General features: G+C 59.8%; 20 protein-coding genes. 10 read left to right on the top strand and 10 right to left on the bottom strand.

Going from position 1 to position 24,586, the window contains the following annotated elements; genetic code table 11:
• Window positions 1–69 precede the first annotated feature (69 nt).
• Entirely contained in the window at window positions 70–2,148 is a 2,079-nt protein-coding gene (locus tag ACVWXE_RS10205) for a cation:proton antiporter domain-containing protein (RefSeq protein ID WP_457490246.1), read from the bottom strand.
• 262 nt (window positions 2,149–2,410) lie between these two features.
• Here ACVWXE_RS10205 and ACVWXE_RS10200 point away from each other — a divergent pair, with 262 nt between their 5' ends.
• A complete protein-coding gene (locus ACVWXE_RS10200; protein WP_457490245.1) occupies window positions 2,411–4,060 on the top strand; it encodes a serine/threonine protein kinase in 1,650 nt (549 codons plus the stop codon).
• A gap of 97 nt (window positions 4,061–4,157) precedes the next feature.
• On the opposite strand, the gene ACVWXE_RS10195 is transcribed toward ACVWXE_RS10200, so the two are convergent.
• From ACVWXE_RS10195 to ACVWXE_RS10185, 3 genes are all read right to left on the bottom strand, one after another.
• The gene (locus tag ACVWXE_RS10195) at window positions 4,158–4,757 is read right to left on the bottom strand and encodes a superoxide dismutase (RefSeq protein ID WP_457490244.1); all 600 of its coding nucleotides are present in this window, start codon (window positions 4,755–4,757) and stop codon (window positions 4,158–4,160) included.
• Between the two features lie 264 nt (window positions 4,758–5,021).
• Complete coding sequence (locus tag ACVWXE_RS10190) at window positions 5,022–5,402, bottom strand: hypothetical protein (protein ID WP_414389340.1); 381 nt, start codon at window positions 5,400–5,402, stop codon at window positions 5,022–5,024.
• A gap of 9 nt (window positions 5,403–5,411) precedes the next feature.
• Window positions 5,412–7,394, bottom strand: a complete 1,983-nt coding sequence (locus ACVWXE_RS10185) for a transglycosylase domain-containing protein (RefSeq protein ID WP_457490243.1) — start codon at window positions 7,392–7,394, stop codon at window positions 5,412–5,414.
• Between the two features lie 202 nt (window positions 7,395–7,596).
• Here ACVWXE_RS10185 and tyrS point away from each other — a divergent pair, with 202 nt between their 5' ends.
• A complete protein-coding gene (tyrS, locus tag ACVWXE_RS10180; protein ID WP_457490242.1) occupies window positions 7,597–8,838 on the top strand; it encodes a tyrosine--tRNA ligase in 1,242 nt (413 codons plus the stop codon).
• Window positions 8,839–8,877: 39 nt separating this feature from the next.
• On the opposite strand, the gene ACVWXE_RS10175 is transcribed toward tyrS, so the two are convergent.
• Window positions 8,878–9,588 carry a hypothetical protein gene (locus tag ACVWXE_RS10175; protein ID WP_457490241.1) on the bottom strand — a complete coding sequence of 237 codons (711 nt, stop codon included), beginning with the start codon at window positions 9,586–9,588 and terminating at the stop codon, window positions 8,878–8,880.
• A 447-nt stretch (window positions 9,589–10,035) separates the two neighbouring features.
• On the opposite strand from ACVWXE_RS10175, the gene ACVWXE_RS10170 reads away from it, so the two are divergent.
• The 5 genes from ACVWXE_RS10170 to ACVWXE_RS10150 all read left to right on the top strand — a co-directional run bounded on the left by ACVWXE_RS10170 (window position 10,036) and on the right by ACVWXE_RS10150 (window position 16,754).
• Window positions 10,036–11,094 (top strand): vWA domain-containing protein, encoded by a 1,059-nt coding sequence (locus ACVWXE_RS10170; RefSeq protein ID WP_457490240.1) that lies wholly within the window; start codon window positions 10,036–10,038, stop codon window positions 11,092–11,094.
• A 184-nt stretch (window positions 11,095–11,278) separates the two neighbouring features.
• Window positions 11,279–12,079, top strand: coding sequence for a hypothetical protein (locus tag ACVWXE_RS10165; RefSeq protein ID WP_457490239.1), 801 nt, complete (start codon window positions 11,279–11,281; stop codon window positions 12,077–12,079).
• Window positions 12,080–12,576: 497 nt separating this feature from the next.
• Window positions 12,577–12,840 (top strand): hypothetical protein, encoded by a 264-nt coding sequence (locus ACVWXE_RS10160; RefSeq protein WP_457385272.1) that lies wholly within the window; start codon window positions 12,577–12,579, stop codon window positions 12,838–12,840.
• Between the two features lie 315 nt (window positions 12,841–13,155).
• Window positions 13,156–15,450, top strand: coding sequence for a choice-of-anchor Q domain-containing protein (locus ACVWXE_RS10155; RefSeq protein ID WP_457490238.1), 2,295 nt, complete (start codon window positions 13,156–13,158; stop codon window positions 15,448–15,450).
• A gap of 197 nt (window positions 15,451–15,647) precedes the next feature.
• Window positions 15,648–16,754, top strand: coding sequence for a peptidylprolyl isomerase (locus ACVWXE_RS10150; protein ID WP_457490237.1), 1,107 nt, complete (start codon window positions 15,648–15,650; stop codon window positions 16,752–16,754).
• On the opposite strand, the gene ACVWXE_RS10145 is transcribed toward ACVWXE_RS10150, so the two are convergent.
• The 3 genes from ACVWXE_RS10145 to ACVWXE_RS10135 form a co-directional block, all read right to left on the bottom strand.
• Complete coding sequence (locus tag ACVWXE_RS10145; protein WP_457490250.1) at window positions 16,738–17,778, bottom strand: succinate dehydrogenase/fumarate reductase iron-sulfur subunit; 1,041 nt, start codon at window positions 17,776–17,778, stop codon at window positions 16,738–16,740. The two genes, ACVWXE_RS10150 and ACVWXE_RS10145, sit on opposite strands and share 17 nt — an antisense overlap.
• An 86-nt stretch (window positions 17,779–17,864) precedes the next feature.
• Complete coding sequence (locus ACVWXE_RS10140; protein WP_457385267.1) at window positions 17,865–18,632, bottom strand: MlaE family lipid ABC transporter permease subunit; 768 nt, start codon at window positions 18,630–18,632, stop codon at window positions 17,865–17,867.
• A gap of 10 nt (window positions 18,633–18,642) precedes the next feature.
• On the bottom strand, window positions 18,643–19,305 hold the full coding sequence (locus ACVWXE_RS10135) for a GerMN domain-containing protein (RefSeq protein WP_414407184.1): 663 nt from the start codon (window positions 19,303–19,305) through the stop codon (window positions 18,643–18,645).
• A gap of 189 nt (window positions 19,306–19,494) precedes the next feature.
• On the opposite strand from ACVWXE_RS10135, the gene atpD reads away from it, so the two are divergent.
• Window positions 19,495–20,928: a F0F1 ATP synthase subunit beta gene (gene atpD / locus ACVWXE_RS10130; RefSeq protein WP_414383627.1), complete on the top strand. Its 1,434-nt coding sequence runs from the start codon at window positions 19,495–19,497 to the stop codon at window positions 20,926–20,928.
• Window positions 20,929–21,088: 160 nt separating this feature from the next.
• Here atpD and rppA read toward each other — a convergent pair whose 3' ends face one another.
• Window positions 21,089–21,790 (bottom strand): two-component system response regulator RppA, encoded by a 702-nt coding sequence (gene rppA / locus ACVWXE_RS10125; RefSeq protein ID WP_457395930.1) that lies wholly within the window; start codon window positions 21,788–21,790, stop codon window positions 21,089–21,091.
• A gap of 28 nt (window positions 21,791–21,818) precedes the next feature.
• Complete coding sequence (gene rsmI / locus ACVWXE_RS10120; RefSeq protein ID WP_457490236.1) at window positions 21,819–22,817, bottom strand: 16S rRNA (cytidine(1402)-2'-O)-methyltransferase; 999 nt, start codon at window positions 22,815–22,817, stop codon at window positions 21,819–21,821.
• Window positions 22,818–23,023: 206 nt separating this feature from the next.
• Here rsmI and ACVWXE_RS10115 point away from each other — a divergent pair, with 206 nt between their 5' ends.
• The gene (locus ACVWXE_RS10115; protein ID WP_457441585.1) at window positions 23,024–23,479 is read left to right on the top strand and encodes an Rrf2 family transcriptional regulator; all 456 of its coding nucleotides are present in this window, start codon (window positions 23,024–23,026) and stop codon (window positions 23,477–23,479) included.
• A 13-nt stretch (window positions 23,480–23,492) separates the two neighbouring features.
• Complete coding sequence (cbiB, locus tag ACVWXE_RS10110; protein WP_457490235.1) at window positions 23,493–24,497, top strand: adenosylcobinamide-phosphate synthase CbiB; 1,005 nt, start codon at window positions 23,493–23,495, stop codon at window positions 24,495–24,497.
• Window positions 24,498–24,586: the final 89 nt, after the last annotated feature.

The following is a 24,586-nucleotide window of genomic DNA, read 5'->3' as shown; positions in this document are numbered from 1 at the left end:
CCAGGGGAGCCGGGGCGTCGTTGAGACAAGAGCTCCAGTCCGCCAGACAACACCCCAATGCCATCCCTGTCAAGTGGGCTCTGCGGCCGCCAGAACCCCATCTCCTTGGCGCAAGGGATGAGCTGAATCCCGTGGCAAATGCACCACGATGATGGGAAGGCTGGGTCGGTTGCGGGCGATGGTCTCTGGCTCTCGGCCCAGACGCGACCGGTTGCCGGTTTCGCTGGGAACCAATACCAACACATCTCCTGGCTGCAGCGCTTTGAAGGCTTCCGCCACCACCCCCCCCTGCACCCGCTGAACCGGCAAGTGGGCATAGCTTTCTGCCGGCAAGGCTGGGGAGCTTTTCCGCCCAGGTCGGGTTTGCACCAGCAGGATCTGCAAACCTGCTTTCAATTCGCCGGCCAGCGTTTGTGCCAGCCCAATGGTCTGCTGCAGGGATCCGGGAGAGACCTCCAGCTCCGGTGCAACCAAGAGGATGCGGCGCGCCGTCTCGATGGGTACCGGAAACCGCGTGATCAACACTGGGATCCCCACCTGCCGCACCACCGCGCCGATGATGCTGCCGAAAAAGTTCTCTGTATAGGTGGAGTAGCCCTTCCAGCCCAGGATCACCAAGGTCGCCCGCCGTTCCGCCGCCGAGCGAATGATCCCTTTTTCCACCGAGTCATCCACCCGCCGAATCGGCTCCACTCGGGTCACGGCGCTGTGGGCCAGAGCTTCTGCAAAGGTCAACAACTGCTCTTGCCGAGCCAGGGCTGCCGGCGAGATCCCAGCACGGTCAGACAAAACATGCAGCGGCAGCAGCGTTCCCCCATCTTTTTTGGCCAAAATCAACGCCAACTGCAGCAGGTTGCTTTCGGTATCCGGGTTGGCCACCGGCACCAAGACGCGAGCTCCCCAATCTGGCTTGGGCAATTCGGTGGACTCTGCCGCCACTTCGGCTGGCTGCATTTGCTCTCCCCAGCGGGCCACAATCCAAGGCGAGGCAACACAGGTCACCAGGATCATGGCAATGGTGCCGTTCACCGTCAGCTCATCCACCAACTCCACCTGAAAAGCCACCGTGATCGCCGCCAGGGTAGCCGCCGCCTGAGCCATCGACAAACCGAACATGATCATCGTGCTGGCAAAGCGCCAGCCAAACAGTTGGGCCGGGATCCAAGCGGCCAGAAACTTGCTCACCACCTCCGCTGCGATCATCACCCCTCCCACCAGCAGCGAGCGCGGCTCTCCCAAGAGAATGCCGGGATTGATCAGCATCCCCACCGAGATCAAGAAAAAAGGCACAAACAGGGTGTTGCCGATAAACTGAATCCGGTTCATCAGGGGGCTGAGCTGGGGGATGATGGGGGTAATGGCCGTCCCGGCCAGAAAGGCTCCCACCACCGGCTCAATGCCGATCAACCCCGCTCCGTAGGCCACCACAAACAAAGTGGCGATCACGAAAGTAAACTCTGCTCCCTCGTCGTGACCAAAGCGTTGAAAGAACCAACTGCCCAGCTTAGGCACCCCCCACAGGGTGGCAAACGTGTAGAGGGCAATGGAAGGGATCAACGTCAGCCAAAAGCGCAGCGACAGCTCCCCTTGGTGGGCGCGCACCACCACCGCCAGCACCAACAAAGCCAGGACATTCGTGATAAGGGTGGCCCCCAAAGTTGCCGTCACCGTCTGCAGGCGCATCAACCCCAGCTTCGAGATGATGGGCAGACCGATCAGGGTATGGGAGGCAAAACAAGAGGCCACCAGCACCGCCGCCAGAAAGCCATACCCAATGGCCAACATGGCTGCTGTGCCGATGAGCATGGGCAACAGAAAGGTGAGCGCCCCGAAGAGGGTGGCCTTCCCGGCATTGAGCTTCAAATCTTCCAGACTGGTCTCCAGCCCCGCCATGAACATGAGAAACAACAGCCCCACCGTGCCCAGCAGGATGATGGTCTCGTCCCGCCGCAAGATGCCCAAGCCGTAGGGCCCCACCACCAGCCCAGCCAAGATTAACCCGATGATCCCCGGCAGGCGCAGCCGCTCAAATAGCAAGGGAGCCACCAGCATGATGGTCAGGATGATCAAAAACACCAGCACCGGATTCTCAACAGGGCCGATCAGGGCTAGAGGGATCCCCGAAATTTGCAGCCAGTTAGCCAGCATAAATCACCCGACAGACAGCTAATGAACAGACCCGGCAAAGCATCCGCATGAGTCTATCAGATCCCTCCAGATCCAAGTAGCTCTCGATGCCCCACAGACTTTGTCCGGCCTTCAATCGCTGGCAGGGCGTTTAACAAGTACTTAAAAGCACATCAAATACATTGGGAATGAAGACTGCTGGGCAGGGATGGCCGGAGAAAGGCGGGAGAAACCCCCGAGAAACACGCATTAAAATCAGAGGGTACATGCTCTTGGGCTGCCCATGAACCAGCTTGCTCCTGGAAAAGTGATCGGCCAGCGCTATCAACTGGTTCACAGCATTGCAGCGGGCGGCATGGGGCAGGTGTTCAAGGCTGTCGATACGCGCCTGTTCAACCGTCCGGTGGCGGTCAAGCTGTTGCACCAAAACTTAGCAGGCGATGACAACACCCGACGCCAGTTGCACAAACGTTTTCAGCAGGAAATTCGCATCAGCACGTTGTTGGGGGAGCACCCTGCCATTGTCAAGGTATTGGACTATGGCCTAGAGAACGACCAACCTTACCTGGTGATGGAATACCTAACGGGGCGCAGTTTGGGGGAGCTGATGCTCAAGCAGCCGGTGCTGCCGCCTCAACAGGTGGTGAGGATGGCCCGCCAAGTATGCGCCGGTCTCTATTACGCCCACAACCTGGAGACTGAGCAGGATGGCCATCTCATCAAGGGGGTGATCCATCGCGACATCAAACCCAGCAACCTCTTCGTCCTAAAAGATGAAACGTTGGGGGAAACCGTCAAAATCTTGGATTTCGGCATTGCCAAGCTCCTCAGCGACGTTTCCCTTGCCCTCGGCACCCAGACCACCGGCTTTTTGGGTACGGTGCGCTACGCCTCTCCCGAACAGGTGCGCGGGGAAGCCCTGGATGCCCGCTCGGATATCTACTCGTTTGGCGTGGTGCTCTACCGCATGTTGACCGGGCAACACCCCCTCCAGCCGAAGAGCGATTCTTTCCCCGGCTGGTACGAGGCCCACAATTACCAGCAGCCCCAACCCTTCAATCGCGCAAATTTGCCCTATGAGATTCCGCTGGAGCTGGAACAGGTGGTGCTCTCCTGTCTGGCCAAAGATCCCGACCGGCGGCCCCAAGATATGAAGGTTCTCAGCGCCCAATTGGAGGGATCCCTGCGCTCCCAGAGCGCTGCCAGCTCTTCCCTCGCGTCCCCCCCAGCCGCACCCATCTTCTCCGAGCGTACCCTGGCGGCGGTGGATGCAGGGCAGTCGGGCACACACCTGCTCAGTACCCAGGCAGAGCCCGAGGCCAAGCCGTTTCCCCTCTGGGCTGGGATAGCCCTTTTTGTGGTCATTGCGGGGAGCACCTTCTGGGGCCTGCGTCTGCTGTTGGATCCGGGCCCAGGCAGCGAAAGACCGCCTGCTGCCCCCGAACGCCCCCTTCCAGTCGGCGGTGCAGAGCACCCTGAGCGGGATCCCTCAGCCACTCCTGAACCCCTGCTGGACTGGCTGCTACGGGATCCGGAGGGTGAACTGGTGTTTGAGGATGATCCTGCCCCTGATCCGGGAATGGGTGAGTCTGCAAGCGAGCCCACACCCAGGCCAGCGGCAACTCCAGAGGCAGTGTCCTCTACCCCTCAGCCCCCTGCTCCAACTCAGCAGGTGTCACCTCCTCCTCCAGCCCCTGCTGTGCCTCCACCCCGACCGGTTGCAGTGCCCACACCCCCTCCCCCTGCTCCACCTTCTCCAGCCCCTGTCCCGGCCAAGCCTCTCCCCCCGCCGCCCATCAATCAACCTTTGTTCCCCCAGATGAACCGGGTTGCTCCAACTCCTGCTCCCCCTGCAGCACCCCCAACCCAACCCCCTACCCCCGGCTTTCTGGAGCGGTTGCGCGAGGAGCGGGAACGCCTGGGAAGAGACTAGAGGCAAAAAAGGGATCCCCAAGGATCCCTTCGCAAACAGAGACATAGGGCTAGTCTTCGATGGGATCCCCCGTCAAGGGATCCCAGAACAGGTAGAGTCAGGCGGCAGCCAGCCGGGCATTGGCGGCATCCCAGTTCACCAGGTGCTCCAGGTAGGCGCTGATGAAGTCAGGCCGCCGGTTTTGGTAATCCAGGTAGTAGGCGTGCTCCCACACATCCAAAGTGAGCAGGGGCGTTTGGCCGTAAACCAGGGGGTTTTCGGCATTGGGGGTTTTGGTGACCTTCAGGGTGCCGTTGTCCAGCACCAGCCAGGCCCAACCGCTGCCAAATTGGGTGGCGGCTGCCGTCTTGAAGGCTTCTGCAAACTTGTCATAGCCGCCAAAGTCGGCGTTGATCTTGTCGGCAATAGGCCCGGTAGGCGCACCTCCCCCGCCTGGCTTCATGGATTCCCAGAAAAAGGTGTGATTCCAAACTTGGGCAGCATTGTTGAAGATACCCGCTTTGCTGGGATCCCCAAAGGTGGCTTTGATGATCTCCTCCAGAGACTTGTTGGCCAGATCGGTGCCCTCGATGAGCTTGTTCAGGTTGGCTACGTAGGCCGCGTGGTGCTTGCCGTGGTGGAAGGAAAACGTTTCTGCCGACATGTAGGGCTTCAGCGCGTCGGCAGGATAGGGCAGAGCCGGGAGTTCAAAAGCCATAATCGTCTGTCCTCTGTGTCTTGTGCAAGGAATGCAAGAAAGAACGCGGTGAAGGGTCAGGAGAACCAGAAAAAGGCGTTACCTTTCTTTGCAGTCTTAGTGTAACTCAGAATCAGTACGCGCTGGGATCCCTTGGACACCTCGATTCCGGTTGGAACCCTGCTCGACCCCAGAGAGGTGGAATCGCGGCTGTCTCAGCCCAATGGCCGATAACCACTTGTTGGCCAGCGGTCGGAAAAGCGAGATCGTCCCGGCTGGAAAGCGCTAACGGGATCCCTCCCGCAGCAGCTCAATCAGCAGGGGAGCGACATCCCTGAGCAGGGGGATCAAAACCGCCGTGATGGCGGCAATGGTAACCACATTGCGGGTGAAGTTGAGGGTATCGCGGCTGAGCTGGAAAAACCGCTCGTCCCAGCGTTTGACCTCGGCCTCCAGACGTTCTTCGGCGCCAGCAATGCGCTCCTCGGCTTTGGCAATGCGTTCCTCGGCTCTGGCAATGCGTTCCTCGGCTCTGGCAATGCGCTCCTCGGTGCCGGCAATGGTTTGCATCAGCTCTTGGTTTTGTCGGGCCAGTTGGGCGATGGCCTGGGCATTGGCCTCCACCGTGCGCTCGATACGCGCCAGCCGCTCTTCGCTGTAGGTCATGGATCCCCCCTAGGGACGACGGAACTGATGCGGGCTGGGAAAGTCCTGGGGTGGGATCCCTTGCAGAGCCTCAGTCATAAAGCGCTTCCAGGTGGGGGCAACAAAGGCCCCGCCGGTGGTGCCGGGCAGCATGGGGGAGTTGTTGTCGTTGCCGATCCAAATGGCGGTAGACAGTTGGGGCACGTAGCCGATGAACCAAGCGTCGCGGAAATCGGAGGTGGTGCCGGTTTTACCGGCCACGGGTCGCCCGTCATCCAAACGAGCCGCCGTCCCGGTGCCTTGGGTCACTACCCCTTTGAGGATTTGGTTGAGCGTAGCCACCGCCCAGGGATCCAAAACCCGCTGCGGCTGAGGCCTGGCCTCGAAGAGGATTTGGCCGTTGCGATCCACCACCTGGGCCAAGAGGGTCGGCTCCACCCGATATCCGCCATTGGCAAAGACCGCATAGCTGGCCGCCATCTCCAGGGGGCTGACGCTGGCCGAGCCCAGAGCTGTAGCCAAGTTGGGGAACATCTCGGCAGTAATACCCGTGGCCTGAGCCGCTGCGATGACGTTGCGGATCCCAACATCATCGGCCAACTTGACCGTGGGCACGTTGCGGGAGAGCTCCAAAGCCCGAGCAAAGGTGAGGGAGCCATAGAAGGTGTTGTCGTAGTTTTTCGGGCTGTAGGGCGGCGAGCCGGGATAGGTGACGGGGGTATCTTCCAAGATGCTGCCGGGTGAATAGCGCCCGCTGGCCAGAGCCGCGTAGTACACATAGGGCTTAAAGGTGGATCCCGTTTGGCGAAACGCCTGGGTGGCGCGGTTAAATTGGCCCCGCTGAGCGTTGATCCCGCCCACAATGGCTTTCACATAGCCGGTACGGGGATCCACTGCCGCCAAAGCTATTTGATCGGCACGACGAGCTGCCCCAATGCGGGGGCCATCTTCGTTGACAATGCGCTGGGCAAGGCGCTGCAGACGCAGATCGATGGTGGACTGAACCCGCAGACCTCCTTGCATTAGAGCTTGTTCCCCATAGCGGCGCCGCAGCTCCGCCTCAATGGCGTCGGTAACTGCTGGGGCGTTACTTTGAAAGGAGGTAATGCGGCCTAAGGTCAGCTTTTGCTCCCGCGCCGCCTGGACTTCCTCGGGGGTAATCCACTTCAGCTCCACCAGACGATCCAGCACCAGGTGTTGCCGCCGTTTGGCTCCCTCCAGGTTGCGAAAGGGGCTGAGGGTTTCCGGGGCCGGCAGGATCCCAGCCAACATCGCCGCTTCAGCCAAGTTCAGTTCAGACGCATCCTTGTTGAAGTAGCTGCGGGCCGCCGCCTGGATGCCGTAGAGATTGTGCCCCCAGTACACCTGGTTGAGGTACATCTCCAGGATCTCGTCTTTGCTGAAGACCTGTTCTAGGCGCACCGCCAACACGATCTCGGCGACTTTACGGCTGAGGGTACGCTCCGGCCTCAAAAACAGGTTCTTGACCAACTGCATTGTCAGGGTGGATCCCCCCCCCGCCGAGCCTATACCCCCCTCCACACTGCCTAGGATCGCCCGGCCCAAGCTGACCGGATTAATGCCTGGATGGGTGTAAAAGTGGCTGTCTTCAATGGCCAGCAAGGCCTTTTTCATCTCCGGCGAGACCTGTTCAAGGGAGATCACTTCCCGGTTGGCCTCCCCGTGTAGGCTGGCAATGGGCTCGCCCCGAATATCGACAATGTGGGTGGTGGCAATGGGCACGTAATCCCGCAATTGATGCACGTCCGGCAAGTTGCGGAAGCTAATGGCCAGCCCCACCAATCCGGCAGCCGTCGCCGTGGATCCCAAGAGCAGGGATCCCAGCAACAGATTGCCCACCACACCGGCAACCTGGGCGATCCGGGAGGGGCGGGTGGGTGGGGCATAGTCGGCGTGCTCGTCAAACCCCGATCCGGAAAAAGGGGAATTGGAGACACGCTCCAACCCCGGCTTTCTCGCCCGGCGGGCCAATGGTCTGCGACCGTAGGTCACGTCAAAAACCCTGTCACGTCCGTGTTGCAAAGCAACAACAAGCCAGACCCATTATAGGGCGGCGTCTATTGGGGCAGCAGGATGGCCAACCCTGCCCATCGACAACTCCAACCGGGCTAGGGGGAGAAGATCTTGAGTTGAGAATCGAGCATCTTTTGCGTGGGCTTAAAATGGCTCATGGGTTCAGCCGGAGGATCAGGCTTTGAGTATATCGTCAGCCTCAGTTTCGCCAGCGTACCGGGATCCGTTGATAGCCCAAATTGTTGAGCGGGGGGTGGCCGAGATCTTTCCGGGAGGGCCTGCTGCCCTGGCGGAGCGCCTGGCCACAACAAATCGTCCCTTGCGGGTGAAGCTGGGCATCGATCCCACCCGACCGGATCTACACCTGGGCCATTCAGTGGTGCTGCGCAAGTTGCGCCAGTTCCAGGATGCGGGCCATGTGGCTATTTTGCTCATCGGGGACTTCACGGCGCTGGTCGGGGATCCCACTGGCCAATCGCAGGCCCGTCCCCGCCTCACCCCAGCAGAAGTGGAGGAAAACGCCCGCACCTACTTGGAGCAGGCCGGCAAGATCTTGGATTTTGAGACCCCTGGCCGGCTGGAGGTGCGCCGCAACAGCGAGTGGCTGGCCCACCTGACTCTCAGCGAGCTGATCGAACTCCAGGCCCAGATGACGGTGGGGCAGATGCTGGCCAAAGAAGACTTTGCCCAGCGCTACCGCGCTGGAACGCCAATTTATCTGCACGAATTTCTCTATCCCCTCCTGCAGGGCTACGACTCGGTGGCTCTGGCAGCCGACGTAGAACTGGGGGGAACCGACCAGCGCTTTAACCTGCTCACCGGTCGGGATCTGCAAATTTGGAAGGGCCAAGCGCCGCAGTTCTGCGTGACGGTGCCGCTTTTGGAGGGGTTGGACGGGTACCAGAAAATGTCCAAGTCCAAAAACAACTACGTGGGGCTGACTGAGGATCCCCTCACCATGTACTCCAAGCTGGAGAAGGTGCCGGATCACCTGGTGGAGCGCTACTTTGAGTTGCTCACCTCAGTGCCCCTTGCCGAGCTGCCGCAGGATCCCCGCCAGCGGCAGATCCTCCTAGCCAAGACCCTAGTGGCCCAGTTTCACTCCCCTGCAGCGGCAGAAGAGGCCCAGCGCACCGCCCAAGCCCTGGTGCTAGACGGTATTCTTGCCGAAACGGGATCCATCCCCACCTTTGCCATCGATGGGTTGTCTTACCCTGTTAAACTCAGCTACATCCTGCGTGAGTGTGGCCTGTGCAAGAGTGCCGCCGAGGCCCGTCGGCAGATTCAAGGGGGCGCCGTGCGGCTGGATGGGCAAAAGGTGGAGGATCCCGACCTGGAGTTTGCCCATGCCTCGGAGCTGGCCGGGCGGATTTTGCAGGTGGGCAAAAAGGCCTTTCGTCGGCTAGTGAAAGGCGCAGATTAGTCTTCCCCTCTCCCTGTGGGAAAGGGGTGAGGGGATCCATCAACGGGTAGGCTTGAAGCCGAGTCCGGTTTTTTTCTGCCTGGTCTTGGCTGGGGGATCGGACAGAGGAGAAGCTGACGAAGTTGGCGGGAAAACGGGCTCCGGTTTGGGCCGGATCGAGCCTGCCTCGGCTACTGCCTCAGAGAGCTTTTGCCGCACCAGCTCCTGAGTCTCCAAAATGTTGGGATCCGCCGCCCATTCCGGGGCCTCTCGAACGGGATCATCCTCGGAGGTGAACTCCAGGTCGTAGGTCTCGGCGCGGTAATCGAGGCTGAAGCATTCCCAAGCCCGCAGACTGTAAAAATAGGGGAACAAACGCACAATGCGCTCAATATCCAGGTGCGCAGCAAAGCGACGAAAAGCCTCTTCTTCAGACACCGGAAAAGGGGCGTAATGTTCTGAAACAAACCACCGCAAGAACTTCCGCGCCTCTGGGATGATCTGCTGGGCAGGCAGGGATCCCAGCACCGCTGCGTTGAAGCAGTTGACCAACAGGTGCTCCAGCATTACCGCGTTGTACTCGGCAAAGCAAGCTTGCTCGCGGCTTTCCACCGGCTGCCAGGGCATGTTGCCGTTGGCGGCAATGAGCAGGTGAACCAGGTCATGGGAGGGGTTGGTTTGGATGTAGCCGTGCCCCTCCAACTTGGCGCCATCGCAGCTAAAGAGCTGGTGTTGGGGGCTCCAATAGAACTTGAGTTGCTTTGCCGCCATGTTCAGTTCTCCTCCTCACCCAGGGGATCCTTTTAGAGCTTACACCTGCACTGATGAGCTGCTATGAACTATAGGCCACGGAGGAGAGCGCCGGCTTATTTGACAATTGGTCAGCGAGAACGCTTGCCACAAGTGGCAAAACAAAGGGGTCTTTATCTCGAAGCAATTCTCGGAGCAGACAGGCTTTAGCCGCCCTACTAGGCTCAAAGCTGAGACCCGCTGTGCTCGCATTGTGAAAAAAGATGAACTCGAGATCCTCTAACTGCAGTAAAAATCTCTACGCCTACACCAAGTGCTACAGTAGCTTTCGGAATTACTGGGTGGTATTGTAACTCCCTACTTTCATGCCACCCCACTATGCTTGCACTGGCAGCTGCAATGGCTGTAAAAATACAGCCCGGTCAAGTAAAAAGCCAAAAAGCTGGTTGGCTGCTTCTCCTGGTGCTCGTGGGAAGCTGCCTTGTCGGCTGTGGCTCTTCCGGCGGTACAGGCATTGAGCCGTCGGCTGTGGGATCCCAAGCTCGCCTGACGTTCAATGGGGCTCTGACCCGCTCCTTTTCTGGCACACAAGGGGAAATGGAGTTCAACATCGCCCTCCTGCAAGGCGGGGATCCGCCCCAACCAATAACCCAGCTCTCTGCCAGTCAGGTCAGCCTGCAGGTAAACCGGGTAACCGACTTGCTAGGGATCCCGCAGCCGGTAACCTTGACCCTGACACCCACCCGGATCGAGAACCCCCCGCCGGATCTGCCTCAGCGGCCTTTGCTCATGGCTGTGCTGATGGATGGCTCAGGCAGCCTGTTGGTCTTGGATCCCCAATCTCGGCGCTTCCTGGCTGTTTTTCGGCTCCTGGATCAATTTCGCCCTGCACCCCTGGATCTGGGCGCCATTCTGCGCTTTGACAACCGGGGGGCAGGTTTTGGCCTTACAGCTTTGGGGCAGCCCCTGCGCACAGCTCAGCTATTGCAGGACTTCACCGGCGACAAAGAGCTGCTGAGACGAGGGGTTTTGCGTGCTGTTCCCGGAGGGAACACCGCCCTTTACGATGCCACGGTGGAAGCCGGGCGTTTCTTGAGCGACTTTCGGTCCACCGAGCGTTTCAACCGCCGCTTGGTGGTATTCACCGATGGGATTGACAACGAAAGCACCCGCTCCATCAACCAAGCTACTCAGGAGCTGACAACTTTGGCCAGAGAGCGAGGACAAAAACTCACCGTGTATGTGGTTGGGTTGGGGGTCGATTTGAATCTTCTGGAGTTACAGCGTCTGGCTGCAGCTACTGAGGGGACTTTTGTGCTGGCACGGTTTTCTGAAGGGCTGGAAGCTCCCTTTGCCAATTTGTTCCCTGCTGCCATTGGGGAGCACCGCCTGCAGGTGAGGGTGCAAAGCAACGTTCCGCTATCTGCTGGTTCCTATCTTCTCAGTGGCGAGCTGAGAGTTGAGAGAGAAGGCAGCCGTTTTGTGGCGCCCTTCAGCGACGCTGTTCTCACGGTGGGATCCCGCTAGAGTCATTCCGCAGGCTGACAACATCCCTAATCGAGAGCGAGGCGATAAGCAAATGTTTCGACGACTCGGTATACCCAGAAGATTTTGGCAACCGGCTGCGCTTGTCCTGGCGGCAGTGCTTACAGGTTCCCTAACGGTTTTCCTGAAAGGTTGCGGTGGTGGTACCTCCAGCAGCCCCTCGACCGTGGGGTCGCCGCCAAGGGATCCCGGCTCCGGCTTTGCCTCTGCCATTTTGGGGTTGGTGGTGGATCCCTTTGCTCAGCTTTGCCCTTCAGGCTCAACAGCCGCCCTTTGTTCGGGAGGGCCGCTCTTTTCAAGAGGCAATAAGGTTGAGTTGTTCAACCTAAGCTCAAGAGGGGACATTTTGTTGCCTGCCCTGTCAACTGCTGCTTTAGAGGGCAACTTGCGGTTCACCATTCCCTTTTCCGGATCGATTATTCAACCGCCGGGGAAGTTGGTATCGGTTCAGTCCAACCTATTGGGCCAAGGGCGTCAGTCCGGCCAGTCTATACCCCTGCGGGGATTTGTTTTCAGTGCTGCTGTGGATGTTTCCCCTTGGAGTGAAGCCCTTTATCGCATCTTGCTGCGGGAGCGGGATAGAGTACCTTTCTCCAACTTAGCTCCCCCCGAAGTTAGGGATCTGGAGAATATTCTGTTTGTCAGCGTACCTCTTTCCAGAACAGCCCGAGACTTGGAGGAAATCATTACGGACATTATTCGACAAGCGGATCAACTTAGTTTTAATCAGCTTCGCTTTGTGGAAGATCTCATTCGCGTTTGCTATGCCCCAGAAGGCAATCAATCGGATCAGCCCTGCCGCCTCCGCATTCCCGTACCCCTACCGCCGGCACCTACGCCGACTCCATTTGTGCCTGCTCCTGAAACTCCCGCTCTTCCCACCATCATCACCAACAGAGCTGTTGTTCGTTCAGCATCGGGCTCGTTGCTCTTTAGCAACACGGTTTCGGTGAGGGTAGATAACTGATGGCTGCCTCGTTTTAGTCAAGTTTGGTCAAGCTGGTTTTGTGTTCTCAGAGAACGCGCTGAGAGAGCCGAGGAGTGTTGAATGCTGACCTCAAAACCGTCTTCATTTCGTCCTGGTCAACTGGAAAGATTGCTTTGCTTTTTTAGTCGCAGCCTGGGCACCGTTTCCACAGCCCTGCTGATGGTTCTCTTGGGGGTAGAGCAAGCTAGCTTCCTCCGACACCCACACCCACCCCGACGCCCACGCCCACTCCAACACCCACACCCACCCCGACACCGACGCCCACACTCACTCCGACGCCCACACCCAGCCCAGCACCTCCCCCAGGCGAAGGGATCCGACTGGTCAAGCGGATTACCGCTCTCAACGGAACTCCTATCCCCGAATTCTTCGACGAGCCCACCGACCCCAACGACAACCCAGGGATCCCTTGGCCAGGCGGAGCCAGCACCTTCCTGCAGGGGGCCATCAACCTGCCGGTGCGCCCAGGAGCGCGGGTGCAGTTTGCCATCTACTTCCTGCTGGACTCGCCCGCTTCCACCTTTGTGGTGTGTGATCCCCTGGCGCCTGGCTTGCAGTATGTGCCGGGCAGCCTGTCGGTGAGCACAGGGGGAGGGGGAGCCTTCATTCCGCCGGGTGGGGCCGTGCCGCCTGCTTGTGGGGGCATCAGCAACCCCAACGGTGTGGTGGTGGTGAATGTGGGGGGAGGCAGTTCTGGCTCAGCCGGTGTCGTCCGCTTCGAGGTCACTGTTCCCAGGTAAAAGCCATTCCACCGTTGCTCCTCAACTGGGAGCAGCCTCTCATCCCGAGGTGAGGCCATGCCTTATCGGCTGGCGGAAGGGAAGTGGGAGTGGAATGGGAAATCCACTGCAGCCGGCGGTAGATTTAGGGAGAGGAGATCCATGATATGAGGGTGGCTGATTGCCAAGGCCCTCTCCCTGTCTATGGCTTGTTGCCGCAGGTGAGCAGGTGTGGATCCTCTTACTAGGCCATCTTGATTGACAGAGAGGCAAGGTGTGGGCAAATACAGCTCTAGGTTCGTATTGCCTTTGTTGGCGAGTATAGCAGCAGCAGGTTTGCAATTGCCTTCGCCGGCACAGACTACGATCTACGTCACCACCTCAACGGATGCTATAGCCGCTGATGACCTCTGCTCTCTGCGGGAGGCCGTGATAGCCGCAAACACCGATTCAGCAGTGGATGGGTGTCCTGCGGGCTCAGGTGCGGACACGATTGTGCTGTTGGAAGGGAGGACCTATACCTTGTCGAAAGACGACGATGGGTCGGGACATCAAACCGACTCTGGAGCGAACAACGACGACCTGGACATTACCAGCACCATCACCATTCAAGGCAACGGGGCGACGATCCAGCGAGATACTTCGGTAAAGTGCGATCTAAATGGTAGTGCAGCCAAAGGCGAGTTTCGGATTTTCCATGTCAGCAGTGGAGGTAAGCTCAATCTACAAAGTGTAGCGATCAAAGGCGGCTGTGCGGATGGAGCCAATTCTCCAGATACTGCCGGTGGCGGTGTTTTTGTGGAGGTCGGCAGTCAGCTTGCAGTCTCCGAGGTTCAGATCTCCAGTAATCGGGCTTTTTCTTTCGGGGGCGGCATCCACAACCTGGGCACAGTAACTATCAACAAAGCCGATATCTCGGGGAACAGTGCTAACCAGCAAGGGGGTGGCATCCACAACGGCAGCGGCGGTAAGGTAAACGTTACCAACGCCGGCATTACCAACAATGGTGCCGGCAAGGAAGGGGGCGGCATCTACAACGGCAGCGGCGGCAAGGTAACAATTACCAACACTGGCATTTCCAAGAATGGTGTTGGTGAGAAAGGGGGCGGCATCTACAACTTGGGCACAGTAACCATTGACGCAGCGGGCATTTCCGACAACGGTGCCGACCAGGAGGGAGGTGGCATCTACAACGGCAGCGGCGGCAAGGTAACAATTACCAACACTGGCATTTCCAACAATGGCGTTGGTGACAAAGGGGGCGGCATCTACAACGGCAGCGGCGGCACGATAACGGTTACCAACGCCGGCATTGTCAACAATGGTGCTGGCAAGGAAGGGGGCGGCATCTACAACGGCAGCGGCGGCACGGTAACGGTTACCAACGCCGGCATTGTCAACAATGGTGCTGGCAAGGAAGGGGGCGGCATCTACAATTTAGGCACGACAAACATCAGCAAAACAGGGATCTCCGGCAATAACGTTAGTGAAAAAGGGGGTGGCATTTACAACGGCAACGGCGGCAAGGTAACCCTCAACGCCAGCGAGATCTCCTTCAACAACGCCAGCAAGATCCCCTTCAACAATGTCAACCAGGAAGGGGGAGGGATCTATGTTTCCAGCAGCAGTACAGTAAACATTACCAACAGCACCCTATCAGGAAATAGTGCTGGCACAAAAGGCGGTGGCATTTACAATCTCGGCACCAGCAGTCTAAGCTTTGTAACAATTGCATCGAACTCAGCTTCAGAAGGTGGAGGTATTTTCAACGGCGCCACAGCCAACCTCAGAAACTCAATCGTAGCAAACAGTACAAGCGGAGGTAATTGTTCCAACGCTGGCACTCTCACCCCCAGCGGGGCGAATCTCGACACCGATGGAAGCTGCCCAGGACTTACGGCTGTGACCTCAGCAGCTTTGAACCTTGGGCCACTGGCCAACAATGGTGGGCCGACCCAGACCCATGCCCTTCTGGCAGGCAGTGTAGCCATCGACGCTGTGCCAGCCGGGCAGTGTACCGACCTGAACAGTAGCCCTGTCAACCAGGATCAGCGGGGTTTTTCCCGACCTGCTGGAGTTCGGTGTGATGTAGGAGCATATGAGGAGCAAGCTCCGCCCACCCCCACCCCGACACCGACACCCACACTCACTCCGACGCCCACCCCGACACCCACACCCAGCCCAGCACCTCCCCCAGGCGAAGGGATCCGACTGGTCAAGCGGATTACCGCTCTCAACGGAACTCCTATCCCCGAATTCTTCGACGAGCCCACCGACCCCAACGACAACCCAGGGATCCCTTGGCCAGGCGGAGCCAGCACCTTCCTGCAGGGGGCCATCAACCTGCCGGTGCGCCCAGGAGCGCGGGTGCAGTATGCCATCTACTTCCTGCTGGACTCGCCCGCTTCCACCTTTGTGGTGTGCGATCCCCTGGCGCCTGGCTTGCAGTATGTGCCGGGCAGCCTGTCGGTGAGCACAGGGGGAGGGGGATCCTTCATTCCGCCGGGTGGGGCTGTGCCTCCTGCTTGTGGGGGCATCAGCAACCCCAACGGTGTGGTGGTGGTGAATGTGGGGGGAGGCAGTTCTGGCTCAGCCGGGGTCATCCGTTTCGAGGTCACCGTTCCTAGGTAGGAGAGCCGTGTAGTCATGCCCTCTGAGAACTCCGTCTTTGCTATCGCGGTTGCAAAAGCGTTGCGTAGCGATGACGGCTTTCCCACAGGTGGAGCACGCCAGTCGTTGAAATCTCAATCGAGGTCTGACAGCGCTTGCCGCCTGTGACGGTGGGATGTCAGGCTGAGACAGGAGTGGTTTTGCAGTCGGTAGGAACCATGACGCAGCGTGCCCAAGGATTTTGGCAATGGGGATCCCTTTGCCGGATTGGCCTCTACGTAGCTGCTCTGCTCTGCGGGGTGGCGCTCTGGGGGATCCCGGCCTTGGCTCTGCCCCAAGGGGATGCCATTACCGATCCACGTACCCTCTTGCGGCGGGCGCTACCCATCTCAGAAACGAAGCTGCTGGAAATTGATGAGGCCATCTCCAAAATCGACACCGACCTGAAGTACAACCGCTGGTCAGCGGTGCGGGGAGATGTGCGCCAGGTGGAGCACCTCTTGGATCGCTATGGAGATTCCCTGCTGGCCAGCTTGCCTCCGGATCGGGTGACCCCAGCCTCTGAACAGATGGCTGCGCTGCGGGAGCAGTTGCGGGTGATCGGCCAAGCCAGCGAGCGCAAATCCAAGGGTAAAGAAGAGGCCCGCGCTGCCTACGACCGTCTAGTGGACGAGTTGGGATCCCTCGAAAACAACTGGGTGGGGGCTTTCCCCTACACAGTGCCTGCTGAGTATGCCGACAAACCTCAGATCTTGGGGCGGGCAGAGGTGGAGCTAAACACCACCGCTGGGCGCATGGTGATCACCTTAGATGGCTACAGCGCCCCCATCACTGCCGGCAACTTTGCCGACCTGGTGCAGCGGGGCTTCTACGATGGCCTGACCTTTGACCGGGTGGAGACCTTCTTCCTGGCGCAGGCCGGGGATCCCCCTGGCCCTGCCGATGGCTATGTGGATCCGGCCACGGGCAAGGTTCGCACCATCCCCATGGAGATTCGCGCCAAAGGCGAGGTGATGCCCCGCTACGGCCAGACTTTTGATCAGATGGGCCTGTGGGATGTGGAACCGGCTCTGCCCTTTTCCGCCGAAGGGACGGTGGCCATGGCCCGCTATCCCGACGATCCCAACAGCGCCTCTTCTCAGTTCTTCATCTTTATGGCTGAGCCGGATCTCACCCCGGCGGGGTTAAACCTCATGGATGGCCGCTATGCCGTGTTCGGCTACGTTACAGAGGGAACGGAGGTGCTGCGCCACATCAAAGTGGGGGATCGGATTTTGAGTGCCAGATTGATTTCCGGCCAAGACAACCTCAAAACTGGAGCCTAGAGGGGATCCCTTCCTGCCTAACTGTGTCGATAAGCCGCCGTACCGTCGCCGCCCCTGCAGAGGGCTGGAAGCGAAAGGGAAATTTGCCCCTGGCCAACAGGCGCAGACCCAAAGGCACCAAGCTGAGCAGCCCTTTGGGATCCCGGCCCACCACCTGCAGGGCAAAGCGGCGCTCATCTATCCAACCACCGGAGCGCACCAGTTGCACCAGAGTCTTGCGGTGGCGGATGGCTATGGGCAAGGACTCCGTCCGAATAGCGCGAACAGCGTGCTGGCGGGAACGGTCGGTGGGCAGAGCAGCGGTCTTGTCTGCATGGCGGGAGAGGATCCCCTGTTTGAGTTCGGTGATTTGATCCAGAGGTGCCACGCCCATCGGGCAGACGCTGTTGCAGTTCCAGCAGCGGGTACAGCCCCAGACACCAGCCAAGCTATCCAGAGCCTGCAGGCGTTGTTCCCGTTGGCTGTCGCGGCTGTCTTGGACGAGGCGGTTGGCTCTGGCCAGAGCATGGGGGCCGACAAACTCTGGGTTCACCTCTTTGGCATTGCAATCGGAATAGCAGGCTCCGCAGAGAATACAGCCACCGGCAGCGTTGAGATGCTCCCGTTCGGCAGGCAGCTGTAAAAACTCTCGCTCCGGGATGCGTCGCCCTGCCGTGCTGACAAAGGGATCCACCCGGCTGAGATCGTTCCAGAAGGGCTGCATATCCACCACCAGATCCCGCAGAACGGGCAGGTTGCCCAGAGGGCCGATGCGAATGGTCTGTGGCTGGGAGCTGCGGGGATCCAGCTCTTCGCCCACATGTCGGCCACAAGCCAAGGCTGCCCTACCGTTGATGCGCATGGCGCAACTGCCACAGATGGTGTTGCGGCAGTTTTTGCGGAAGGCCAAGCTGCCATCCTGCTCCCACTTGATCTGGTTGAGGCAATCGAGAATGGTGGCGCCAGGGGATGTCTCCAGCCAGAAGGACTGCCAGCGGGGCGGCTCCGGCGGCAACTGTCGGAAAATCTGAAATTCTACTCGCAAAGTGCTCTGCACCGCTGAAGGGAAAGGGGATCCCATCCTAGCTCTCTCCCTATTGCTCCGCAACGCTAACGGGACAGCAGAAGTGGCTACAACGCGCGGCTGAGGGCGCTCCCCGGCCCCTGAAACAACAGCCAAGAAATAAGGAAGTTGGTAACAAACACGCCCAGCAGCGCCGTAACCACTGCATCGGTGGTGGAGCGACCCACCCCCTTGGCTCCCCCGCTGGTGGAAAGGCCCCAGTTGGAGCCGACAATGGCGATCAAAGACCCAAACACCATCGCCTTCAAACAACAGACGAGCAAATCCCAGGAGCTCAGAAGGGTTTGCGCCGAGTTGAGAAACACTGCAGGAGAGATGTTGTAGGCCGAAGCGCAGATGATCATCCCCCCCACCAGCCCCGTCAGCAGGGAGAGGATGGTGAGCACCGGCAGCATCAGCCCCGCAGCCAGCACCCGCGGGATCACCAGATAATCCACCGGATCGGTGCGCAACAACAGCAGAGCGTCGATCTGCTCCGTGACCTTCATGGTGCCCAGCTCGGCGGCAAAGGCGGATCCCACCCGTCCGGCCAAGATCACCGCCGTCACCACCGGTGTCAGCTCGCGGGCAAGGGCAATCGCCAAAACCCCCCCAATCAAGGAAGAGGCTCCGAAGTTGATGAATTCCCGCGCCAACTGGATGGTGAAAACGCCGCTGATCACCACCGCCGTAATCAGAACAATCAGCAGCGACTCCAGCCCCACCGCCGCAAGCTGATCCAGGGTGTTGCGACGATGGATACGGCCCCGCATCAGATGCAAAATCACCTGACCGGTCAGGAGAAAACTGCTGCCCACCCGCTGCAACCAGCTCATGGTTTCCGTCTCAAGAAGCCGTTATCGCTAGGCGACGCTTTGGCGACCCCGTTAGGGGGGCGGAGTCCTTCGGGGTTGCCGGCTCCGCTGGCAGCTGAAAGCTGGGCACAAACGAGGCCCGTGTCAGGGGTTGATCCAGGATCAGCCCCTCTCCCCCCAGCACTTCTAGGGCACGGCCTTCCACCGAGATCCACACCCGCGCGCCGGGGTTTTGGCTGGTGGCCGTGTAGAGCACCTGCGCAATCCGGCTCATCATCGCCGTGGATCCCCCCCCTTGCGTGAATTCGGGGGAGAAGTTGAGGAAAATATCGTCGCCCTCCACCCGCACATCCAACACCCGCGTCTGGGGGGGAATGGCCGTGGTGAGGTGGGGATCCCGGGGGCCGGCAATCAGCTCCTCCAAGGCCAGGCGGATGGCTTCTTGAGTGTCAAAGGCGCGAACCCTGCGCTCCTGCTGCACGTAGTCAATAGAGTTGTCAGCACTGGTCAGCCAATACAGGGAAAGGGTTTGCCGGGGCCCGATGCTGTACCACCAAGCTCCCCCCATCACCCCTAACCCCAGCAAGAAGCCAAGGATCCCCAGTTGTAGGGCCCGGCCGCGACGTGGGCAGCGACGCCGTCCTCCCAACCTAACGGAGCTGAGCTGTGCAATACGGCCTCCGTAGTGGCTCATCGCTGGCAACCCCCTGTCTTACCTAGCTCTAGGGTAGCGAAGAAAAGCCCACTCTGCCGGGGATCCCCCATAGGCTGGACAGGCAAAAGTGCGGCAGCAACTGGGATCCCTTTATTTGTATGATGATAATGGTTTACACCCGGCATTGCTGAGTCGATAACTGAGCACACAAGGAGCTGAGCCTCAATCATGGTTACTGCCACCGCTACTGCCACCAATGTTGGCTACATCACTCAGGTCATTGGGCCTGTGATCGACGCCGAGTTTCCCAGCGGCAAGCTGCCCGAAATCTACAATGCCCTCAAGGTGGAGGGCACAACCGAAAGCGGCCTGAAGGTTAACGTCACCTTTGAGGTGCAGCAGCTTTTGGGGGATAACCGCGTGCGTGCGGTGGCCATGTCCTCGACCGACGGCCTGGTGCGGGGCATGCCGGTGGTGGATACGGGCGCTCCGATTACTGTGCCGGTCGGGCAGCCCACCCTGGGGCGCATTTTCAATGTGCTGGGAGAGCCGGTTGACCAAGGAGAGCCCGTTCAAGCCCAAGAATTTGCCCCCATCCACCGCAGTGCGCCTCCACTTGTCGATTTGACGATCAAGCCAGAGCCCTTTGAAACCGGCATCAAGGTGATTGACCTGCTGGCCCCCTTCAGAAAGGGCGGCAAGGTGGGCCTGTTTGGCGGCGCCGGCGTGGGCAAGACGGTGCTCATCCAGGAGCTGATCCACAACATTGCCGAGGAGCACTCTGGCCTGTCGGTGTTTGCCGGCGTGGGAGAGCGCACCCGCGAGGGCAATGACCTCTACAACGAGATGAAAGAATCCGGTGTGCTGGACAAAGTGGCGCTGGTCTATGGCCAGATGAACGAGCCGCCGGGTGCCCGTATGCGGGTTGGCCTGACCGCCCTGACGATGGCAGAGTACTTCCGCGACGTTAACAAGCAGGACGTGCTGCTGTTCATCGACAATATCTTCCGCTTTGTGCAGGCCGGGTCGGAAGTGTCGGCGCTGTTGGGCCGCATGCCCTCGGCGGTGGGTTACCAGCCCACCTTGGCTACCGAAATGGGCAACCTGCAAGAGCGCATCACCTCTACCAAGCAGGGATCCATCACCTCGGTGCAGGCGGTGTATGTGCCTGCTGACGACTTGACGGATCCGGCCCCAGCAACCACCTTTGCCCACCTTGACTCGACGGTGGTATTGTCCCGCAGCTTGGCAGCCAAGGGTATTTATCCAGCGGTGGATCCCCTGGATTCCTCTTCCACCATCCTGCAGGCGGACATTGTGGGCGAAGAGCACTACAACACTGCCCGGGCGGTGAAGCAAACGCTGCAGCGCTACAAAGAGCTGCAAGATATCATCGCCATCCTGGGGCTGGACGAGCTGTCGGAAGAGGACAAGCTGGTGGTGGCCCGCGCCCGCCGCATCGAGCGTTTCCTGTCCCAGCCGTTCTTCGTGGCGGAGGTATTCACTGGCTCCCCCGGCAAGTATGTGAAATTGGCAGACACCATCAAGGGCTTCCAGCGCATTTTGTCGGGGGAATTGGACAATCTGCCGGAGCAAGCCTTCTACTTGGTGGGCACCATCGAAGAGGCCATCGAGAAAGCGGAGAAGCTCAAGTCCAAGTGAGCCCCAAGCGCTCCTGCCCCTCTCCTCTTGGGAGAGGGGAGCTGTGAATCCCAGCAAGCTGTTGGGAAGGGCCCCGTTGGGTCGCTTGCTTGGGGTTTGCTGCTGTTCGGGATAGCTACAGCTTGCGGGACTGTAGGATGGGCCTCTCCTGGGCCTCTTCCTAGGGATTCTCGGCAACAGGCCCGAAGCGATAGCCCTTGCCGTAGACGGCGTGGATCAATTCTGCTGCCCCGGGCAACCTGAGGCGTCGCCGCAGCAGGCGCACCTGGGCTGCCAAGACGTTGCTGCTGGGGGGATCCTCTCCGGCCCACACCTGCTCGTAGATCTGGTCGTGGGTAAGCAACTGGCCGGGATGGGTCATGAAGTACTCCAGCAGGCGAAACTCTTTTTGGGAGAGGTGGATCATCCGCCCCTGCCGGTAGGCCACCTGGTTCTCCCGATCCAGCTCCAAATCCCCGACCTGCAGGCGAGGGATCCCTTCTCCAGGGCCGGTGGCCCGCCGCAAGAGGGCTCGCACCCGCGCCAGCAGTTCCCGCAGCTCAAACGGCTTTACCAAGTAATCATCTGCCCCGGCATCCAGCCCTTCCACCCGGTCGTCTAGGGTATCTTTGGCCGTCAGAAACAGGATAGGGGTGGTGCAATCCACCTGCCGTACCCGCTGGCAGAGGGAAAGCCCAGAGAGCTCCGGCAACATCCAATCCAAGACCAGCAGATCGTAGGGCAGAGCGGGGGACTTTTGCAGCAGCTCCCAGGCCCGCCCTCCTGTGTAGGCGACGTCCACCGTGTAGCCCTCTCGCCTCAATTGCTGGGCCAGAGAATCGGCCAACTCCACTTCATCGTCCACCAACAAAATCCGTGCCATAGGACTCCGTCCCGCTAACGCGAACGCCTCAGGACTCAGTCTCGCCGTCGTCTTGGAAACTGACGCACGCAGGAAAGGACTCCTTTCCGCCAGAGCGTTGCGCAGCAATCACAGAACTGGGGAGCGGCTCAAGCTGCAAGGATAGATCGTAAAGGCGGCGCCGCGTCCAGATGGGGGATCCCTGCAGACGCTGGGCCAACCGGCGGCTGGCTGCAGACCGGGACAGGCCTTCGGCCAGCAATCGGGCCATTTCTTGACGAATTTCCGCTTCCGATTCACTGTCTCCCCGCCCATTCAAGGACTCCGTCCCGCCTCTGGCAGGGTTAGGGCTGGGAACGGCACCCACATATCCCTCAAGCAAGAGGGTGAACTCCCCTCGGGGCGGCTGAGCAGCGCAGTGCTCCAAGGCTGCTGCCAGGGATCCCCGCCAGAAGGACTCATACAGCTTGGTCAGCTCCCGCGCCAGCACGATCTGCCGCTCCGGGCCGCAGTGATCCAGCAGATCCCGCAGAGTTTGGCGCAGGCGATGGGGGGCTTCATAGAGAACGACGGTGCGCTCTTCTTGGGCCAACTGTTGCAGGCGGGCCTGTCGCTGACTGGGTTTAAGCGGCAAAAATCCCTCGAACACGAATCGTCCTGTAGGCAGGCCCGAAGCGGTCAAGGCGGCAACAGCAGCTACCGGCCCCGGCACAGGGATCACCGGGATCCCGGCCTGAATGCAGGCGCGCACCAACTCTTCTCCCGGATCGGAGATGGCAGGAGTGCCGGCATCGCTGATCAGGGCCACCGACTGGCCCGCCGACAGATACTTCAGGAGTTGCGGGATCCGTTGGGCAGCGTTGTGCTCGTGATAGCTGATGAGGCGGGCGGAGATTTGAAAATGTTTAAGAAGCTGGCCGGAGTGGCGAGTATCTTCTGCCGCCACCCAGTCCACTTCCCGCAAAACCCGCAGCGCCCGCAGGGTGATGTCTTCGCGGTTGCCGATGGGGGTGGCCACCAAGTAAAGGCTGGCGGTGGGGTGTTCCATCCCGAGCTCCAAGGCTGAGCTGCCGATAACCAGACAATAGCCAATTAGAGCAATTAGAGATCGCCTCGGATCCCCAGATTAACCTCTCTTGGCCGGTGCCCCGATACCCAAGCATCTGCCTTTCGCGGTAGCGGGACGGAGTCCTTTCGCGGTAGCGGGACGGAGTCCTATGGCAGGATCGAGAAGTGCTGCGGAGAGGGATCCCGGTGCGCTTGACAACGCGGGCCACCTATAGCATCAAAGCTTTGTTGGATCTGGCGATGCTCGGCTCCGGGCAAATGGCTTCGGTGCGGGCCATTGCTCAGCGACAGGGGATCCCAGCTCCCTACCTGGAAAAGTTGCTGATTGAGTTGCGCCAGGCCGGCTTGGTTTGTTCCCAACGGGGGGCCCAGGGAGGCTACCGGTTGGCACGGGCGCCGCGGCGGATCCCGATTAGCGCCATTTTGGCGGCAGTGGGAGAATCCTTGGATCCTCTCATGGACAGTTCTAATCCTTCAGCCGTGCATCCGGCGGAGCGGCTGGACTGGGTGACGGAAGCCCTGTGGCAGCGGATCGCTCGGCAAGTGCAGCAGGTGCTGGAGGAAACCACTCTGGAAGATCTGTATTTTGATGCCCGGAGCTGGCAAGCGGCTCAGGATCAGGAGAGTGGATTTGTGGTTTGAGCCTGCTGGCGGGATGGAGTCATCGCTGTTTTTCCCGGCCCAACCAACTGCCGGGGTGGTGCTGGCGGCAGCTTTGGCTTTGGATTATCTGCTGGCGGATCCCTGGGGTTGGCCTCATCCGGTGCGGGTGATGGGGGCTGTTATTGCCTGGGGGCAAGGCTATATCCTCAAGCACTGCTCAACTCCGCGAGCACAACAGTGGGGCGGGGCAGTTCTCACCCTAACTTTGGTGGGGGGATCCTACGGCGTGGGCTGGGGACTGGTCGCCATCGGCAATACCATCCACCCCTGGGCAGGGATCCTCGTGCAGGTGATCCTGATGGCCAGCTGTCTGGGAGGGCGCAGCCTGCGCTTTGCCGCCTTGGAGGTGTTGGATCCCTTGGAAAAAGAGGATCTGCCGGAGGCCCGTCAACGTCTCAGCCGCTACGTGGGGCGGGATACAGAGCACCTGACGGAGCCGGAGATTTTGCGGGCGGTGATTGAGACGGTGGCCGAAAATACCCCCGACGGAGCGACTGCCCCTCTGTTCTACGCCTTCTTGGGAGGGGCACCCTTGGCCTTGGCCTACAAGGCCAGCAGCACGCTGGATTCGATGGTAGGCTACCGCCATCCCCCCTTCACCCATTTGGGCACGGTGCCGGCCCGCTGTGAGGATGGGCTGACTTGGCTGCCCTGCCGCCTGACGGTGCTCACCCTGGCCCTGCTCAGCCGGGATCCTTGGGGGTTCTGGCAGCGGTGTCGTCAGGACGCGCAGGCGGATCCCAGCCCCAATTCGGGGTGGAGCGAAGCGGCTTTTGCCTGGCGGCTGCAGATCCAATTGGGGGGAACCAATTTCTATCAGGGGATCCCGAAGGTGAAACCCAAATTGGGGATCCCAGCTCGCCCCTTGACCCCGCAAGTGGTGCGGGAAAGCTTGGGACTGCTGCGACAGGTTGTATGGATTTGGGGGAGTTTGATGGTGGGAGCAACTCTCCTGTTGACCGTTCTGCAACTCATGGTCGTTTATTTCACCCCCTAGGTTGTGTTGATCTTTCATTTGAGCCAAAAGAGAGCACTGACGAGATAGAGAAAACTCAAGAAGTTCCTGGCCAATTTGTCAAAACGAGA

The sequence above is a fragment of the Thermostichus sp. MS-CIW-41 genome (assembly GCF_054058915.1).
This window is presented reverse-complemented; position numbering and strand designations above follow the sequence as displayed.

Excerpts from the sequence above, each read along its gene's own strand:
- ACVWXE_RS10205 (WP_457490246.1), bottom strand. The coding sequence starts at position 2,148 with ATGCTGGCTAACTGGCTGCAAATTTCGGGGATCCCTCTAGCCCTGATC.
- ACVWXE_RS10195 (WP_457490244.1), bottom strand. The coding sequence starts at position 4,757 with ATGGCTTTTGAACTCCCGGCTCTGCCCTATCCTGCCGACGCGCTGAAG.
- ACVWXE_RS10150 (WP_457490237.1), top strand. The coding sequence starts at position 15,648 with ATGACGCAGCGTGCCCAAGGATTTTGGCAATGGGGATCCCTTTGCCGG.
- ACVWXE_RS10140 (WP_457385267.1), bottom strand. The coding sequence starts at position 18,632 with ATGAGCTGGTTGCAGCGGGTGGGCAGCAGTTTTCTCCTGACCGGTCAG.
- ACVWXE_RS10200 (WP_457490245.1), top strand. The coding sequence starts at position 2,411 with ATGAACCAGCTTGCTCCTGGAAAAGTGATCGGCCAGCGCTATCAACTG.
- ACVWXE_RS10175 (WP_457490241.1), bottom strand. The coding sequence starts at position 9,588 with ATGGCGGCAAAGCAACTCAAGTTCTATTGGAGCCCCCAACACCAGCTC.
- atpD (WP_414383627.1), top strand. The coding sequence starts at position 19,495 with ATGGTTACTGCCACCGCTACTGCCACCAATGTTGGCTACATCACTCAG.
- rsmI (WP_457490236.1), bottom strand. The coding sequence starts at position 22,817 with ATGGAACACCCCACCGCCAGCCTTTACTTGGTGGCCACCCCCATCGGC.
- ACVWXE_RS10190 (WP_414389340.1), bottom strand. The coding sequence starts at position 5,402 with ATGACCTACAGCGAAGAGCGGCTGGCGCGTATCGAGCGCACGGTGGAG.
- rppA (WP_457395930.1), bottom strand. The coding sequence starts at position 21,790 with ATGGCACGGATTTTGTTGGTGGACGATGAAGTGGAGTTGGCCGATTCT.
- ACVWXE_RS10135 (WP_414407184.1), bottom strand. The coding sequence starts at position 19,305 with ATGAGCCACTACGGAGGCCGTATTGCACAGCTCAGCTCCGTTAGGTTG.
- cbiB (WP_457490235.1), top strand. The coding sequence starts at position 23,493 with ATGGAGTCATCGCTGTTTTTCCCGGCCCAACCAACTGCCGGGGTGGTG.